Here is a 16,287-nt window from a genome sequence, read left to right as displayed (position 1 = left end):
AGGCCCCGTCGCATCCATCCGACGGGAGGAGAAAGCAATCATGACGGTCTCGCTCACCCATTATCTGGTCCTCGCGGCCATCTTGTTCACGCTCGGCGTCGCCGGCGTGATATTGAACCGCAAGAACATCATCGTGGTGCTGATGTCGGTGGAGCTGATCCTGCTCTCGGTCAATATCAACCTCGTCGCCTTCTCGGCCTTTCTCGGCGATCTGACCGGCCAGGTTTTCGCGCTTTTCATCCTGACCGTCGCGGCGGCCGAAGCGGCGATTGGGCTCGCCATTCTCGTCACCTACTATCGCAACCGCGGCTCCATCGCGGTCGAAGACATCAACATGATGAAGGGTTGAGCCGGACATGTATGCGGCCATTGTCTTCCTACCGCTCCTCGGATTTCTGATCGCCGGCCCCTTCGGCCGGCTGATAGGCGATCGCGCCTCCGAGATCGTCACGACCAGCCTGCTCTTCGTCTCGGCGGTCCTGTCCTGGATCGTTTTCGTCAACGTCGCTTTGGGAACCACTCCCGAGAGCGTTTCGGCGCTCGGCAACTGGTTCACCTCCGGCGCCGTGAAGGTCGACTGGTCGCTGCGGGTCGATAGTTTGACGGCGGTCATGCTGATCGTCGTCACCACGGTTTCGTCGCTCGTGCATCTTTATTCGATTGGCTACATGCGCGAGGATCCATCGAAGCCGCGCTTCTTCTCGTATCTCTCGCTTTTCACCTTCGCCATGCTGATGCTGGTGACGGCCGACAATCTCGTTCAGTTGTTTTTTGGCTGGGAGGGCGTCGGCCTCGCCTCTTATCTCCTCATCGGTTTCTGGTATGAGAAGCCTTCGGCCAACGCCGCCGCAATCAAGGCTTTTGTCGTCAATCGCGTCGGAGATTTCGGCTTCGCGCTGGGCATTTTCCTGGTCTTCGCGCTCACGAACTCCGTCGCCTTCGAGCAGATTTTCGCGGCGGCTCCGGGGCTTGCGCATAAGACAATCCATGTCTTTGGCGCGGATATGGATGCGATGACGATCACTTGCCTGCTGCTCTTCATGGGAGCGATGGGCAAGTCGGCGCAATTCCTGCTCCATACCTGGTTGCCTGACGCCATGGAAGGTCCGACCCCTGTTTCGGCGCTCATCCACGCTGCGACGATGGTGACCGCCGGCGTATTCATGGTCGCGCGATTGTCGCCGCTCTTCGAGCAGGCGCCCGCGGCGCTCGCCTTCGTCACGATCATCGGCGCGACGACCGCCTTTTTCGCGGCGACCATCGGCCTTGTGCAAAACGACATCAAGCGGGTCATCGCCTATTCGACCTGTTCGCAGCTCGGCTATATGTTCGTCGGCATTGGGGTCGGCGGCTATTCGCTCGGCATCTTTCACCTCTTCACCCACGCCTTTTTCAAGGCGCTGCTGTTCCTGGGCGCCGGCTCGGTCATCGTCGCCATGCATCATGAGCAGGACATGCGCAATATGGGCGGTCTCTGGCGCAAGATTCCATTCACTTTCGCCATGATGACGATCGGCACTTTGGCGCTGACCGGATTTCCCTACACGTCCGGCTATTTTTCCAAAGATGCGATCATCGAGGCCGCTTTCGCGTCGCATAGCACGGGCGCCTTCTATGGCTTCGTCTTGACCACCATCGCCGCCGGACTGACCTCATTCTATTCCTGGCGCCTCGTCTTTCTGACATTTTTCGGCAAGCGGCATTGGGCGGCCGACGCGCATTCCGAGCCCGCCCTTGGCCACGCTGACTCAGGCCATGGCCACCAGGCGCATGGCGAACAAGAACTCGGTCATGGTGCGCACGGTCATGATGCGCAGGGTCATGGAGCGCATGCGCTCGATCCGCATGAATCGCCGATCGCCATGCTGATCCCCTTGGTCGTGCTCGCCTTCGGCGCTCTATTCGCCGGCTATGCGCTCCATGATCAATTCATCGGCGAAGCGTCGCACGAGTTCTGGAAAGGCGCGCTCTTTTTGGGCCCGCACAATCATATCCTTTCGGAAATGGAAGAAATTCCGAGTCTGGCCAAGGAGCTGCCGACAATCCTGATGGGGGTTGGCTTCGTTGTTGCGCTGTTCTTCTATATTCTTGCGCCCGGCGTCCCCGTGCGCCTCGCGCGAGCTACGCGGCCGGTCTATGAGTTCCTCCTCAACAAATGGTATTTCGACGAACTCTATGACTTCCTCTTCGTGCGCCCGGCGTTCTGGCTCGGCCGCCTATTCTGGAAGGGCGGCGATGGCGCCATCATCGATCGCCTGGGCCCTGACGGCGTCGCCGCGCGCGTCGTCGATGTGACCGGCCGCGTCGTCAAGCTGCAGAGCGGCTACATCTACCATTACGCTTTTGCCATGCTCGTCGGCGTCGCCGTGGTCATGACCTGGTATATCGTCGGGGGAGTGCACTGATGTTCGGCTTCGGCATTCTTTCCTGCATCGTTTTTCTGCCGCTCGTCGGGGTCGCGTTCATCCTCGCTTTGCGCGGCGATGACGAAGCGACGCTGAACAACGCGCGCTGGGCGGCGCTTGGCGCGACGGTGATCGTGTTTCTGGTTTCGCTTGTCGCCTACGCGCGATTCGATCCGACCTCCGCGGCCTTTCAACTCGTCGAAGAAAAGCCTTGGTTCGGCGCCGGGCTCGTCTATAAGCTTGGCGTCGACGGACTGTCGTTCCCCTTTGTTCTTCTCACCACCTTCCTGATGCCCTTCTGCATCGCCGCATCGTGGAAATCGATCACCTATCGCGTCAAGGAATATTTGATCGCCTTTCTCGTGCTCGAGACCTTGATGATTGGGGTCTTCTGCGCGCTGGACCTCGTGCTCTTTTATCTGTTCTTCGAGGGCGGCCTTATCCCGATGTTCCTGATCATCGGAATCTGGGGCGGCAAAAGGCGCGTCTACGCGAGCTTCAAATTCTTTCTCTATACGCTCGCCGGCTCCCTGCTCATGCTGCTGGCGATCATGGCGATGTATGGCGTCGCCGGGACGACCGATATCGCCGTCTTGTTGAAAACCAGCTTCCCCACGTCGATGCAGAAATGGCTCTGGCTGGCCTTCTTCGCCTCGCTGGCGGTTAAGATGCCGATGTGGCCGGTCCACACCTGGCTCCCAGACGCCCATGTCGAGGCGCCGACCGCTGGCTCGGTCATTCTTGCCGCCATCCTGCTGAAGATGGGCGGCTATGGGTTCATCCGCTTTTCCTTGCCGATGTTCCCCGATGCGTCGGCCTACTTCGCCCCGCTCGTCTATGCGCTTTCGATCATCGCGATCATTTATACGTCGCTGGTCGCGCTGGTGCAGGAGGACATGAAGAAGCTCATCGCCTATTCGTCGGTGGCGCATATGGGCTTCGTGACCATGGGCCTCTTCAGCATGACGGAGCAGGGCGTTCAGGGCGCGGTCTTTCAAATGATCTCGCACGGGCTCGTTTCCGGCGCGCTGTTTCTTTGCGTCGGCGTCGTCTATGACCGCATGCACACCCGCGAAATTGCCGCCTATGGCGGCCTCGTCGCCCGGATGCCGCTCTATGCCGTCGCCTTCATGATCTTCACCATGGCGAATGTCGGCCTTCCCGGGACCTCGGGCTTTGTCGGCGAGTTCCTGACGCTGCTCGGCGCGTTCAGAGTGAATAGCTGGGTCGCCTTCTTCGCGACCACAGGCGTCATCTTGTCGGCGGCCTATGCGCTCTTCCTCTATCGCCGGGTTATTTTCGGCGTTCTCGACAAGCCGAGTCTGCAAGGCATTCTAGATCTGTCGGGCCGTGAAGTGGCGTTGCTGGCGCCGCTCGTCGCCCTCACAATTTTCTACGGCATCCATCCCGGCCCCATCCTCGACAGCTCCGCCGCCTCGATTGACGCGCTCATCAGAGGTTACGACTCGGCCCTGGCCGCAACCAAGACCGCAGCGCTGGCGTTGCAATAAAGGCTCATTTCAATGGCGTCCCTCTCCTTCGCCCTCGCGCATAGCCTGCCTGAAATCATTCTGGCCGCAGGCGTCCTCGTTCTCGTGCTTCTTGGCGCCCTCCGCGGCAAGGATTCGGACGGGCCGGTGACCGAGATTGCCGTCGGCCTGCTCGGCGCGGCGATCCTCGCCATAGCGCTCGGCGGCAAGACCACGGCGGTGGTCTTCGACGGCGCCTTCATTGACGATGGGTTCGGCCGGTTCATGAAGGTGCTGACGCTCGCCGGATCGCTTGTCACCCTGGTGATGGGCCAGGATTTTCTTGTGCGGGAGAAGATCGACAAGTTCGAGTTTCCGATTCTCATCCTTTTGGCCACGCTCGGCATGTTGATGTTGATTTCGGCGACGAGCCTTATCGCGCTCTATCTCGGGCTCGAATTGATGTCCCTTTCCCTTTATGTCCTGGCCGCATTCCAGCGCGACAATGTCAGGGCTTCGGAGGCGGGCCTCAAATATTTCGTCCTCGGCGCGCTCTCGTCCGGCATGCTGCTTTATGGCGCCTCGCTTCTTTACGGCTTCGCCGGAACGGTTTCCTTCGCCGGAATCGCCGAAGCCGCGCATGGCAAGGCGACGCTCGGGGTCGTCTTCGGCCTTGCGTTCCTGATGACGGGCCTCGCCTTCAAGATGTCCGCCGCGCCGTTCCATATGTGGACCCCGGATGTCTATGAAGGAGCGCCGACTCCGGTTACCGCGTTCTTCGCCTCCGCCGCGAAAATGGCCGCGGTCGCCGTTACCGTGCGCGTGGTCTTGACCGCATTCCCCGGCGTGACCGCGCAGTGGCAGCAGATCGTCATTTTCATTTCGATCCTGTCGATGGCGCTCGGCGCCTTCGCCGCCATCGGCCAGAGCAATATCAAACGGCTGATGGCCTATTCCGCGATCGGCCATATCGGCTTCGCTCTGGTTGGTCTTGCGGCTGGAACGGAGGCCGGCGTCGTCGGCGTGCTGGCCTATATGGCGATCTATCTCGTCATGACCCTTGGAACCTTCGCGGCTATCTTGTCGATGCGCGTCGGCGGCGTCAGCGTCGAGAAGATAGCAGACCTGTCGGGTCTCGCCAGGACCGATGGGGTCATGGCCTTCTTCCTTGCGATGATGATGTTTTCCCTCGCCGGAATTCCGCCGCTCGCCGGTTTTTTCGCCAAATGGTACGTGTTCAACGCCGCCATCCAGGCGCAGCTCTACCCGCTCGCCGTCATTGGCGTCCTCTCGAGCGCCGTCGCCGCATATTACTATCTGCGGATCGTCAAGATCATGTATTTCGACGAGCCCGCGCCGGCATTCGATCGGCCTTCGCCGACATTGCGCGCCGTGCTTGCTTTGACGGGACTTCTGGTGCTTTTCTTCTTCGTTTATCCGGGGTCTTTTATCGACGCCACCACGGCCGCCGCGAAGTCCTTGTTTTGAGGTTTTGTCTAGAACATGATCCCAAGAAGTCCTCCGCAAAGTCCCGGGGTCATGCTCTAACGGTGGTTTAGCCCTGTTGCGTCTTGCTGAAACGGCCAAGGATAAAGGCTTTCGATTGAGTCGGCATGGCGGGCTCGTTTCGACCAACGATGAAGCGATGGCTTGCGGCAGGCGGGGGGACCCAGGACGGCTCTGGATCGTCGCCGAGACGCAGAGCGGCGGGCGGGGCCGCAATGGCCGAGTCTGGTGGTCGCCGCCGGGCAATCTTTATGCAAGCCTGCTGCTGATCGATCCTGCGCCGCCGCACAAAGCTCCCGAACTCGGCTTCGTCGCGAGCCTTGCGCTCGCCCGCGCGTTGCGCGAAATTCTCGAGGGCGATCGTCGGCTCGCGATCAAATGGCCCAATGATATTCTTCATGATGGGGCCAAGATCGCCGGAATTCTTCTGGAAAGCGTCGGTTTGCCCGATGGCCGCTTTGCCTGCGTTGCCGGAATTGGCGTCAATTGCCGATCGCATCCTGAGAACGCGCTCTACAGGACGACCGATCTCAGCGCGATCGGCGGCCCGCCGATTGCACCTGAAGTGGTGTTCGAGCGTCTTTCGGCGGCGATGGCGCATTGGCTCGATGTTTGGACGCAGGGCTCCGATTTTGCGCCGATCCGCACCGAATGGCTGTCCCTGGCCGCCGGTCTTGGCGCAAGGATCAGCGTGGCGCGGCCATTTGGAGCCGTTGAGGGCGTCTTTCGGACGATCGACGCCACCGGCAGGCTCATTCTCGACAGCGCGGCCGGAGAGGTCGCGGTCGAGGCGGGGGATGTTTTTTTGTCGCCGCCGTCAGGCGAGCGCGCCGCGCTTCAATGATCCGAGAGGGTCTATGGGAATTTTTTGGAAAGGCCGCCACCAATGAATGAGGGAAATGACGAGCTCGTCTTCGCGCCGCTCGGAGGCCTTGGCGAGATCGGCATGAACCTCGCCCTTTACGGCTACGGTCGCAAAGGGCGCGTCAAATGGCTGATGGTGGATTGTGGCGTCGCTTTCGCTGGACCCGATCTTGCGGGCATCGATCTCATCATGCCGGACATCAGTTTTATCGAGAAGCTGCGCCAGGATCTTGTCGGACTGGTCATCACCCATGCGCATGAGGATCATATTGGCGCGATAGCCGATTTGTGGCCTCGGCTTGGCTGCAAGCTCTATGCGACGCGTTTCGCCGCCGAACTGCTCCACGCCAAGCGCCTGGCCGAGCCCGGCGCACCGGAGGTTCCGATTGAAATCGTCGCACAGGGCGCGACCGTTTCGATCGATCCTTTTCGCGTAGAATTCGTTGCCGTCGCCCATTCGATCCCCGAAAGCTGCGCCCTCGCGATCCGGACGCCGCTCGGCGCGATCCTCCATTCGGGCGATTGGAAAATCGACGCCGAGCCAGGTCTTGGCAAGCCGACCGACGCCAAGCGGCTCAAAGAGATAGGGGATGAGGGCGTTCTTGCCCTCATTTCCGATTCGACCAATATTTTACGCGAGGGGATAAGCCCCTCGGAAGGCGATGTCGCTAAGACCTTGCGCGAGATCATCGCCAAGGCGCCGGGACGCGTCGTCGTCACCACTTTCGCTTCCAATGTCGCGCGGATTCGGGCCGTCGCCGAAGCCGCGATGGCGGCTCAGCGCAATGTCGTGCTCGCGGGTCGCGCCATGGAGCGCATCGTCGCCGTCGCGCGCGAATGCGGCTACCTCGATGGCGTCCCCGACTTCTTTTCCCTGGATGCATTTCCGCATTCGCCGCCGGACAAGCTGGTCTTGCTGGCGACGGGAAGCCAGGGCGAAAGCCGCGCCGCCATCGCCCGCATCTCGGAAGGCGAGCATCCGGTCGTGACGCTCAATCCGGGCGATCAGGTCATTTTTTCCTCGCGGACGATCCCAGGCAATGAAAGGGACGTCGGCCGGATCATCAATAATTTTATCCGGGCGGGGGTCAGCGTCATCACCGACCGAACGGCGCTTGTCCATGCTTCGGGGCATCCGCGCCGGGGCGAGGTCGTGCAGCTCTATGGCTGGACGAGGCCCCAGATTGCAATTCCCGCCCATGGCGAGGAAATCCACCTCGCCGAACATGCCGCATTCGCCGAGAAGCAGGGCGTCGAGCATGTCATCAGGGCTCGCAATGGAGACATTGTTCTGCTCGCGCCGGGGCGGCCCGGCATTGTCGGGGAGGCGCCGCACGGCCGTCTTTGCAAGGATGGCAATACCTTCGTGGCGGCTGGCGACGAGGCCGTGCGGACGCGTCAGAAGCTTGCTGTTTCCGGCATAGTCACGATTGCCTTGGCCGTCACGGCGAAGGGCGATCTCGCCGGCGTGCCCGATGTCGTGACGGCGGGTATGCCGGCAAGGACCAAGGATGGCGCCGCCATGGACGCCATTGTCGACGAAGCGCTTTTCCAGACCTTCGACCATCTGCCCAGGCAAAAGCGGCGGGACGCCGATGTGGTCTCGACGGCGGTCGAAAAGGCGGTGCGCAACGCGGTCGCGGCGGCGTGGGGGAAACGGCCCACGGTGCATGTCTTGGTGGTTGAGGTTTGATCAGGAGCGCGTCGGACAGCTCCCATTCGATGCGACTCGCGCGATCGACAAGGAAACGGTAAATTTATTTACTGCCTTGGAGAGCCTATCCAGAGCATAACGACGAAACTCTATATCTAACGGCTTTGGCACAGGGTCATTCCCAAAAAGTCGCAAAGTTTTTGGGTCTCGGAGGGCGGCGTGATCGGGCGGCTGAACCATGTCGCCATAGCGGTGAAGGATCTTGCAGCGGCAAGCGCCCTTTATCGCGATGCGCTGGGAGCCAAAGTCAGTCTTCCCATGGCCCTCCCGGCGCATGGAGTCACTGTCGTTTTCGTTGAGCTTGCCAATACGAAAATCGAACTTCTCCAACCGCTCGGCGCAAATTCCCCGATCGCTAATTTCGTCGCGAAAAATCCCGATGGCGCGATCCATCATCTTTGTTATGAGGTCGAGGATATTCTTGCGGCGCGCGAGCGCCTTCAGCAAAATGGAGCGCGCGTCCTTGGCGACGGGGAGCCAAAAATTGGGGCGCATGGCAAGCCCGTGCTTTTTCTAAATCCCAAGGACTTCGCCGGAACCTTGATCGAACTCGAGCAGAGATAGAGCGCTTTCCGATCGAATCGAGTCATTCGATCGATCAGAAATCGCTCCAGTGTTAAAAAGTCCGAGCATATTCCGAACAGATTGAGCCAATCTGTTCGGAATATGCTCTAGAATATTTGCGCATCCGACGGGCTGCCGATTCGAGTCGCGCGCCGCCGGCAACTTGTTTCCACGCCGTAAACGATCAAGCCTCGCGCCCGCCGGCGCCGGCCTACGCGCGGGAGGCGTCTCTGGCCCACATATCGGCGCCGGAAAGGCCAATCATGATCTTCTGCCGCCGCGCGATCTCAAGCTTGACGCCAGTCCAGAAGCGCGCCGATTTTCCCCCGTCGATGCAACGGCCCCTGACGCGGTCTCGCGCCTCGAAATAAGCTTGGTCGTTGAACTTGGCGATCAGGCGGTCCGCTTCGGCGGCGACGGCATCTCTGCGGGCGGCGCGGCGGAAAATCCATTCAGGACGCTTGAGAAATCCAAGGAGCATAGCGGAGTCTAACCTTAAGCTAACGAATCAGAACCTAATCAACCACAAAAAGAGGAAAAATACAACCATCGGTGCAGGCCGCTCGCCGCCAGATTGAATCTTATACACAGAAACATTCCGCAAGATTCCACAAAGACCGACGTTTCCCCGCCTTGCGCGGGTGGTTGACTTCTTCTCGCTTCGCTCGAAACTAAGATCATGAGAGCTATCGTCTTCGAGAGACTTCGCCTTTGCGCAACGCGGAAGCGGACCGAAAAGTTCACGCCGGGACCGGCTAAAACCTTGCTCCAGGCGATAGGCGCGCCCTTGCAGGGCGGGAGGCCTTCGGGCAGCCCCCATCCTTGGATCGGCGCCGAACATTTGACGCGGGCTTTGTCGCTGGCGGACGGAAGGATGTCGGCGGCGTCTGGGTCGATGCGCGCTTAGCCGCTCGGATGCCGCTTTATTTCGCCTATGGCTCCAACATGGATTTGGCCGCCATGCAGCTGCGCTGTCGGAACGCGCAAGCCCTCGGCCCCGCGCGCCTCGCCGGCCATCGCTTTTTCATCATGGAGGAGGGATTCGCCTCGATCGTTCGGGATCGAAACGCCGCTGTTCATGGCGTTCTCTACCGGCTGGCGCTTTCCGATATTGGTCCGTTGGATCGCTATGAGGAGGTCCATCGCGGTCTCTACCAGAAAATCACCCAGCCCATTTTCCGCGTGGCCGGCGGCCCGGTCAGGGCGCTCGTTTATGTCGGACGAAGCAGCAAGGAGGGACGCCCCGCGCCTGCCTATATGCAAACCATCCTCCAGGCCGCTCGGATGGCGCAATTGCCGCCTGCCTATATAGGCTTTCTTGAAATGCGCGCGAAATGCGTCTGATCCCCTTGAGGCCAACCCTCCATAGGGTTGGCCTGATGGCGAGTTTCGAAGACGGAGGGATGGCGAGGAAGCCTCACAAACAGATGATTCTATTTGATCGGCAAACCCTCTAGGCCGCGCCCTCCGATAGAACGAAGGGCGCCCGTTCGACCGCAGCTCCAATCGGCGCGGGGCTTCCCTTCGGCGGATTTCCCTTGAAGACGAAGCGGCGGCGGGCCTCGTGATAGGCGGGGTCGGGCCCGAAGAAATTGACTCGCATCCATTCCAGCTCCTCGGCGCGATAGCTCGCGAGGGGCTTGGCGCTTTCGTCGTCGAGACGCTTCTCGTGCTTCTTACGAAGCATCGAGCGCAATTCCGGATCCCGGGCGAGGCGCCTCGCCCGCTCCCTCAGTTCGGTCTCGAACGCCTTGGCGTCTTCGCCGAAGGCGTCGTCGAGAAATCCCATTTCCCGCGCCGCCGGCGCGCCGATTGGCTTGCAGGACTGGGTCAACTCCAGCGCTTGCTTTTGCCCCACTCGCCGCGGCAGCGTATAGGTCCAATATTCCGATCCATAGAGATCGCCCATGCTTCTGTAGTGGGGATTGAGGACGACCCCAGATCGCGCATAGACGCAGTCCGCCGCGAGCGCCAGCATTGCGCCGCCGGCGCCGGCATTGCCGCGCAGCCCGGCAATGACGAGATGGGACATGGTGTTGAGGATTTCGAAGATAAGATCGTCGATCGCATTGATGTTCCGCCAGGATTCGGCGGCCGGATCGGCGCTGGCCTCGATCACATTGAGATGGATGCCGTTCGACCAGAAATCGGCGCCGCCCAGCAGAACGATGACGCGGGTCGGGCGCGATCGGGCGTGGAGGAACGCATCCCGGAGGCGATAGCATTGGGACGTGCTCATCGCTCCATTGTAGAAATCGAACGCGAGATAGCCAACTTCGTCCTCCTCCGTGTAGACGATCTCGCGAAAGGTGCGATGGTCGACCGGAGCGTCGATTGGCAGCGATGCTTCGGGCGCGCCGCGCAGCAGAGGTCCCAAGATCTGCGTCGCCGGCAGCTTGATCCCGGCGACGGGACACAGGTCCGCATCGCAGAGCTCGCAGCCGAGACCCGCCTCGGCGAGGCGGCAGGTTGCCTCCCGAGCGTCGTCCTTGGCCTTCAGATGGGAGATCCAGATGGCGCCATCGACCGCGCCGACGCAGATCGCGCCGTCGCGCCGGGCCAGAATCTCACCGGGCGGCCCTTTAAGGCGCTCCTCCTCATGCGCTCCATAAAGGAAGCAGCTTTTGCCCAGCAGGGTCCCGAGGACGCCGGGAGCGCTGTCCGCCGCGCGAATCTTGCGGAGGATCGCGGCCGTCCCATCATGCGTCCAGTCGATGGCGCGATGGGCCTGCCGCATCGGCGGGCGCAGACAGCCGCGCAAAGGGGGCGACCCTTGGAGCGATGCATCGGACAGCTTTTCGGGCCGCCAGGCGCCGGATCGGAACTCCCCCGACTCGATTCGTTCGACAGCTTCGAGGACGCCGCGCAAGGCGGCCTCGGTGACCTGATCGCGATAGAGGCTGCTCTTTGCGGGCGAATCAGCCTCCAGGGCAAACTCGTGCGCAGCCCAGATCGGGCCCGCGTCGAACTCCGCCGCCGCCTCCAGGATCGTCACGCCCCAAATCTCCTCGTGGTTGGCGATAGCCCAGTCGAGGGAGGAGGGCCCCCGATCGCCTTTGATCCCGGGATGCACGATCAGGCTGAGACAGCGCGACCAGACCGCCTCCGGAATGGCGATCTTCAGCATCGGCGCAATGATCAAATCCGGCGCCTCACGGGAGACAGCGGCGATCATAGCCTCATCCGTCGCCGCGATGCAGACGCGAATTTCGTGGCCGCGCTCTCCGAGCTCGATCCATAGACGCTGGCTGAGGCTGTTGTGGGCCGACGTCAAAAAGAGAATTCGCATAGGCTTTCTCCTATATTCCAAGAATTAAAAGTATATCTTCCGAGATATCTAAAAAAATGTCTGTATTCGCTCGCTGCCATTATCATTATCGCTCTCATGGATAGCGCCTATCGCACGACCTTGCGGTAGAGATGCCAGCTTGCGTGCGCGAGGATTGGCGCCACGAAAACGAGGCCGATGAACGCCAACAGGAAACCGATCGCCAGGGACGCTGCGACAATCAATCCCCAAAGCGCCATCGTTGCCGGATTCGCCAACACTGCTCTGACGGATGTGTGCGCAGCCACGGCTGCGCCGACATTTCGGTCGAGGAGCAAGGGGAATGAAACGACGCTGATGCTCAGCGCCGCCACGGCGAAGACGAAGCCAGTTGCATTGCCCAGAACGATCAGGGCCCAGCCCTGGGATGTGGTGAAGACCTCGGTGAGGAACCCCTTAAAGGACTCTGGCGGCTTGGAGCCGAAGAGCCACCCGTAAAGCGACTCGGCCGCAGCCTGCCAGAAGACGAAAATCGCCAGCAGCACGAGGCCGAGCGCGAAGATGGAGGGGAGCGAGGGTGAGCGCCGCAGGTCGAAAACATCCGTCCAGGAGACGTCAAGGCCGAGCTCCCGACGTCGGCTCACCTCATACAAGCCAATTGCAACGAAGGGACCAACCAGTGAGAAACCCGACATGAAGGGAAAGAGCAGCGGCAGGCCAGCGCCAATCAGGTACAGGCAGATGAGCGGACAGATAATGCCAAATAAAACGACGGTTATCGGCTCCACAAAGAAATCGAGAGTGGGCAGGAAATCATTGGCGCCTTTGGTCAGAGCGTCCTTGAGGTCGGCAGGCCCGACCTTGCGCACGACGGGATAGGCCGGAGCGGCGTCCCTGGCGGCGAACACATCGAGATTTGTCATGACGCATTCCTCCTGAACCTAGCAATAAGCGGTCAAGAAAGCATGTAATGGCGCGTATAAAGGGCCTGATCACATGGGAGAAACAGATTAGGTGCGTGAAAGCTTCTTTGACTCCTCGGGGACGGGGCGACGAGCGGCGAGCGCAGAGGGGCGCCGCTCGAACTAATTGTCGTGAAATCATTTTTGCCGCGCCGCATGTTAAGGCGCGCTCGCTTTGGCCGGCGTCAGTTGAGCAGGGTTGATCGGAACCGCGCCCGGTACTCGTGCGGACTGACATCGAAATGGCGCTGAAAGGTGCGCCGCATGCGTTCGGCATTGCCGAAGCCGCATTCCTCCGCGATGGTCTCGACCGGCAATGCGCTTTGTTCGAGTTTAATGCGGGCCGCGTCGGCCCGCGCCCGTTCGGCAAACTGCGCCGGCGTTTCTCCGATCTCGCTGCGAAAGAGCCGAGCAAAGTTGCGCGGACTCATGCCCATGCGATCCGCCAAGGCTGCTACGCTGAGATCCTCCCCTGGGTGGCCGAGCATCCAGGCCAACAGTTCCTGTATCTCTGGCCGCTTCCCCCCATCCCGAAGAAAATTCACATAGGCGCTGAATTGGGATTGGCCGCCTGGGCGACGGGGGAAAACCACAACTGTCCGGGCGACGACCAGGGCAATTTCCTGGCCGAGATCTTCTTCGACCAGGGCCAAGGCGAGATCTATCCCCGCGGTGATCCCGCCTGAGGAATAGATATTCCCGTCGCGCGCGAAAATGAGGCTCGCATCGACCTTTATCGAAGGGTACGCCTCAGCGAGGGCCCCTGAATACATCCAGTGCGTCGTCACACGCCGCTGATGCAAGAGGCCCGCAGCCGCCAAAATGAACGCGCCGGTGCAAATCGACGCCACACGCCGCGCCCTGGGCGCTATCGAACGCGCGCATTCGACAAGGGAAAGATCCTTGCTCGCCTCTTCGGCCATTGCGCCCCCCACCACGACCAAAGTATCAAGACCGTCCTCTATGCCGGAATAACTGTGGGTCGCGATGAGCTCGATTCCGCACGTCGTCTTCACCGGTCCAGGGGCCGCGGCAGTGATATCGCACTGGTAGCCGGGTTCGCCGGCTCTCCCGTACCGCTGCAGCCAGTAGTTCGCATAGAAAAACACATCGATGGGTCCACATACATCAAGAACGTCACAACCAGGCCAGACCAAAACTCCGATCCGGCGGGCCCTAGTGAGCTCTTGTGATGGCTGACTTGAAACTAGTGCGTTCATGGCGACATCTTCTTGGGGGCTCGTGTATTTACGGGGCTATGTTGTTCTCCGTTCCCATCGGCGACAAGGACAAAGATCCCTCGTTTTCGGCCAAGCGGATCCGCGCCGAGGACAAGCTTGCAAACTGTGCGAGGCGGTTCAAAGGAAGTCGCTCGTTGGGCCGCTTGTTTGTGCGGATGTGGGCGTTCTCGAAGGCGACGCGCGAATGCTGCGATGGCCGCCTACTCGCCGCGCGCGGGCGGACGCTTTTGCCCTTAGGCTCGCTGCGCTGCAGCGTAATGACGTTATTCGGTCTCTGCGTCAGAAACGGCGATTGGCGCCGCGCAGTCCGCGGCGCGCCGTTCGGCTGGAAGCGCGTCGCGCCTACAGGCGATGACGTCTGGACGCACGTGAGTCTGCTCAAAAGATTCAGGCGGCTTCACGAAGTTTGCTATCCGTTCCATCGAAGGGCTGCTGAGCGCATGATTTTGAGCAAATTGCACAGTTCCTAATATGCTGCGTTTCAGCGGCTTGGGCCACAGCCGCTCGGCGGCGCCGACCCCGCGGCGAGGCAGTTGCGGGGCCACAACAGCATCGCGACTGCTCCTTCCAGAGGGCAGAAAAGGTAAGGATGATGGAGAAGATTTGGCTGAAAAGCTATCCGGCTGGCGTAGCCGCCGAAGTGAATGTCGACGAGCACCAATCGCTCGGCGAGTTGTTCGATAGGAGCGTTGCCGCCTTCGGGCAGCGCGCAGCTTTCGTCAACATGGACCAAGCCGTCACCTATCGCGATCTCGACCGCTTGTCGCGCAATTTCGGCGCCTACCTGCAAGGGGGGCTAAACCTGCAACCAGGCGCCCGAGTCGCCTTGCTGATGCCGAATATTCTACAATACCCGATCGCCTTGTTCGGCGTCCTCCGGGCCGGCTACACGGTGGTGAACTGCAATCCACTTTATACGCCCAGGGAGTTGGCTCACCAGCTGAAGGATTCTGGGGCTGAGGCCATCGTGATTGTCGAGAACAGCGCTTGGGTCCTCGCGGAAGTCATCGCCGACACAGAGATCAAGCATGTCGTTACCACACAGATCGGCGATATGCTGGCCTTCCCCAAAAACGTCTTTGTCAATTTCATCGTCAAGCACGTGAAAAGAAGGGTTCCGGCATGGCTGATCCCTGGGGCGGTTTCCTTCCGATCGGCCTTGAAGCAAGGCGAGGCGTTAGAGTGGAAGCCAGCGAAGCTGGGACATGACGATATTGCCTTCCTGCAATACACGGGCGGGATCACGGGCGTTCCCAAGGGAACCATGCTTACTCACGGCAATGTCTTGGCAAACTTGCAGCAAGCCCATGCCTGGATGAAGCCATTTTTTGAAGAAGGTCGCGAAATTATCATTACGGCATTGCCCCTCTATCATATCTTCGCCATCACCGCGAATTGCCTCATCTTCCTCAAGATCGGCGCCACAAATGTGCTGATCACGGATCCGCGCAATATCGCCGATTTCGTGAAGGAGCTGGGGAAGCATCCGTTCACGGCCATCACCGGCGTGAATTCCCTATTCAACGCCTTGCTCCGTCATCCCGACTTCGGCAGGGTGGATTTCTCGCGCCTGCGCAATTGCCTTGCCGGGGGGATGGCGTTGCATCGGTCGGTCGCCGAAAGATGGAGGAAGATCACCGGCAGAACCCTCATCGAAGCCTATGGCCTGACGGAGGCTTCGCCCGGCGTGACGATGAACCCGTTCAATCTTTCCCAATTCAACGGCTCCATCGGCCTTCCCATGCCCTCGACCGAAGTGGCGATCCGTGACGACCAAGGGCGCGATCTGCCCATCGGCCAAGCCGGAGAACTATGCGTGCGCGGTCCTCAGATCATGAAGGGCTATTGGAGACGCCCTGACGAAACGGCCAAGGCGATCATGCCGGACGGCTTCCTGCGCACCGGCGATATCGCGGTCATGGATGAGAAGGGGTTTATTCGCATTGTCGATCGCAAGAAGGATATGATTGTGGTCTCAGGCTTGAAAGTCTATCCGAACGAAGTGGAAGACGTGGTGGCGATGCACCCGGGTGTTCTTGATGTGGGCGCCGTTGGCGTGCCGGACGCCAATTCTGGAGAAGTAGTAAAAATCTTTGTAGTGAAGCGAGACGTCAATCTCACGGCGGAGGATTTGGTTGCCCATTGCCGGAAAAGTCTGGCCGGGTACAAGGTTCCGCGTCAAATCGAGTTTCGCAAGGAGTTGCCAAAATCGACCATAGGAAAAATCCTGCGGCGCGTTCTTCGGGAAGACGCGCCTTGATAGTCGGCCAATCGTGATAATCAGCCGATGTTTT

Annotated in this window: 13 protein-coding genes; 9 read left to right on the top strand and 4 right to left on the bottom strand. The window is 60.4% G+C overall.

What is annotated here, in order from left to right; translation table 11 throughout:
- The first annotated feature begins 40 nt into the window (after window positions 1–40).
- The 7 genes from nuoK to mce all read left to right on the top strand — a co-directional run bounded on the left by nuoK (window position 41) and on the right by mce (window position 8,522).
- The gene (gene nuoK / locus DL86_RS07345) at window positions 41–349 is read left to right on the top strand and encodes an NADH-quinone oxidoreductase subunit NuoK (RefSeq protein ID WP_036259802.1); all 309 of its coding nucleotides are present in this window, start codon (window positions 41–43) and stop codon (window positions 347–349) included.
- A gap of 7 nt (window positions 350–356) precedes the next feature.
- Window positions 357–2,405: an NADH-quinone oxidoreductase subunit L gene (nuoL, locus tag DL86_RS07340; protein ID WP_036259801.1), complete on the top strand. Its 2,049-nt coding sequence runs from the start codon at window positions 357–359 to the stop codon at window positions 2,403–2,405.
- Window positions 2,405–3,916 carry an NADH-quinone oxidoreductase subunit M gene (locus tag DL86_RS07335; RefSeq protein WP_036259800.1) on the top strand — a complete coding sequence of 504 codons (1,512 nt, stop codon included), beginning with the start codon at window positions 2,405–2,407 and terminating at the stop codon, window positions 3,914–3,916. Before nuoL ends, DL86_RS07335 begins: the two co-directional genes overlap by 1 nt.
- A 12-nt stretch (window positions 3,917–3,928) precedes the next feature.
- A complete protein-coding gene (gene nuoN, locus DL86_RS07330; protein WP_036259799.1) occupies window positions 3,929–5,362 on the top strand; it encodes an NADH-quinone oxidoreductase subunit NuoN in 1,434 nt (477 codons plus the stop codon).
- 115 nt (window positions 5,363–5,477) lie between these two features.
- Window positions 5,478–6,224, top strand: a complete 747-nt coding sequence (locus tag DL86_RS07325; RefSeq protein ID WP_245276290.1) for a biotin--[acetyl-CoA-carboxylase] ligase — start codon at window positions 5,478–5,480, stop codon at window positions 6,222–6,224.
- A 42-nt stretch (window positions 6,225–6,266) separates the two neighbouring features.
- A complete protein-coding gene (locus tag DL86_RS07320; protein WP_036259796.1) occupies window positions 6,267–7,937 on the top strand; it encodes a ribonuclease J in 1,671 nt (556 codons plus the stop codon).
- A 180-nt stretch (window positions 7,938–8,117) separates the two neighbouring features.
- Window positions 8,118–8,522 (top strand): methylmalonyl-CoA epimerase, encoded by a 405-nt coding sequence (mce, locus tag DL86_RS07315; protein WP_036259790.1) that lies wholly within the window; start codon window positions 8,118–8,120, stop codon window positions 8,520–8,522.
- 211 nt (window positions 8,523–8,733) lie between these two features.
- On the opposite strand, the gene DL86_RS07310 is transcribed toward mce, so the two are convergent.
- Window positions 8,734–9,003, bottom strand: a complete 270-nt coding sequence (locus DL86_RS07310; protein WP_036259788.1) for a hypothetical protein — start codon at window positions 9,001–9,003, stop codon at window positions 8,734–8,736.
- 341 nt (window positions 9,004–9,344) lie between these two features.
- On the opposite strand from DL86_RS07310, the gene DL86_RS07305 reads away from it, so the two are divergent.
- On the top strand, window positions 9,345–9,866 hold the full coding sequence (locus tag DL86_RS07305) for a gamma-glutamylcyclotransferase family protein (protein WP_425348904.1): 522 nt from the start codon (window positions 9,345–9,347) through the stop codon (window positions 9,864–9,866).
- Window positions 9,867–9,975: 109 nt separating this feature from the next.
- Here the strand turns inward: DL86_RS07305 and DL86_RS07300 are convergent, their stop codons facing one another.
- The 3 genes from DL86_RS07300 to DL86_RS07290 all read right to left on the bottom strand — a co-directional run bounded on the left by DL86_RS07300 (window position 9,976) and on the right by DL86_RS07290 (window position 13,972).
- Entirely contained in the window at window positions 9,976–11,811 is a 1,836-nt protein-coding gene (locus tag DL86_RS07300) for a hydrogenase maturation protein (RefSeq protein WP_036259787.1), read from the bottom strand.
- A gap of 107 nt (window positions 11,812–11,918) precedes the next feature.
- Window positions 11,919–12,713, bottom strand: coding sequence for a DUF2189 domain-containing protein (locus tag DL86_RS07295; protein ID WP_051952924.1), 795 nt, complete (start codon window positions 12,711–12,713; stop codon window positions 11,919–11,921).
- 224 nt (window positions 12,714–12,937) lie between these two features.
- A complete protein-coding gene (locus DL86_RS07290) occupies window positions 12,938–13,972 on the bottom strand; it encodes a GlxA family transcriptional regulator (RefSeq protein WP_051952922.1) in 1,035 nt (344 codons plus the stop codon).
- 613 nt (window positions 13,973–14,585) lie between these two features.
- Here DL86_RS07290 and DL86_RS07280 point away from each other — a divergent pair.
- The gene (locus DL86_RS07280) at window positions 14,586–16,253 is read left to right on the top strand and encodes an AMP-binding protein (protein WP_036259956.1); all 1,668 of its coding nucleotides are present in this window, start codon (window positions 14,586–14,588) and stop codon (window positions 16,251–16,253) included.
- Window positions 16,254–16,287: the final 34 nt, after the last annotated feature.

The sequence above is a fragment of the Methylocapsa aurea genome (genome assembly GCF_000746085.1).
Classification (GTDB): domain Bacteria; phylum Pseudomonadota; class Alphaproteobacteria; order Rhizobiales; family Beijerinckiaceae; genus Methylocapsa; species Methylocapsa aurea.
Note: the sequence above shows the minus strand (reverse complement) of the source record. Positions and strands in the feature narration are given on the sequence as shown.

What these genes read in the sequence shown, in the direction of transcription:
- DL86_RS07280 (WP_036259956.1), top strand. Translation starts at nt 14,586, where the DNA reads ATGGAGAAGATTTGGCTGAAAAGCTATCCGGCTGGCGTAGCCGCCGAA.
- nuoN (WP_036259799.1), top strand. Translation starts at nt 3,929, where the DNA reads ATGGCGTCCCTCTCCTTCGCCCTCGCGCATAGCCTGCCTGAAATCATT.
- DL86_RS07335 (WP_036259800.1), top strand. Translation starts at nt 2,405, where the DNA reads ATGTTCGGCTTCGGCATTCTTTCCTGCATCGTTTTTCTGCCGCTCGTC.
- DL86_RS07295 (WP_051952924.1), bottom strand. Translation starts at nt 12,713, where the DNA reads ATGACAAATCTCGATGTGTTCGCCGCCAGGGACGCCGCTCCGGCCTAT.
- DL86_RS07320 (WP_036259796.1), top strand. Translation starts at nt 6,267, where the DNA reads ATGAATGAGGGAAATGACGAGCTCGTCTTCGCGCCGCTCGGAGGCCTT.
- nuoL (WP_036259801.1), top strand. Translation starts at nt 357, where the DNA reads ATGTATGCGGCCATTGTCTTCCTACCGCTCCTCGGATTTCTGATCGCC.
- DL86_RS07310 (WP_036259788.1), bottom strand. Translation starts at nt 9,003, where the DNA reads ATGCTCCTTGGATTTCTCAAGCGTCCTGAATGGATTTTCCGCCGCGCC.
- nuoK (WP_036259802.1), top strand. Translation starts at nt 41, where the DNA reads ATGACGGTCTCGCTCACCCATTATCTGGTCCTCGCGGCCATCTTGTTC.
- DL86_RS07290 (WP_051952922.1), bottom strand. Translation starts at nt 13,972, where the DNA reads ATGAACGCACTAGTTTCAAGTCAGCCATCACAAGAGCTCACTAGGGCC.
- DL86_RS07300 (WP_036259787.1), bottom strand. Translation starts at nt 11,811, where the DNA reads ATGCGAATTCTCTTTTTGACGTCGGCCCACAACAGCCTCAGCCAGCGT.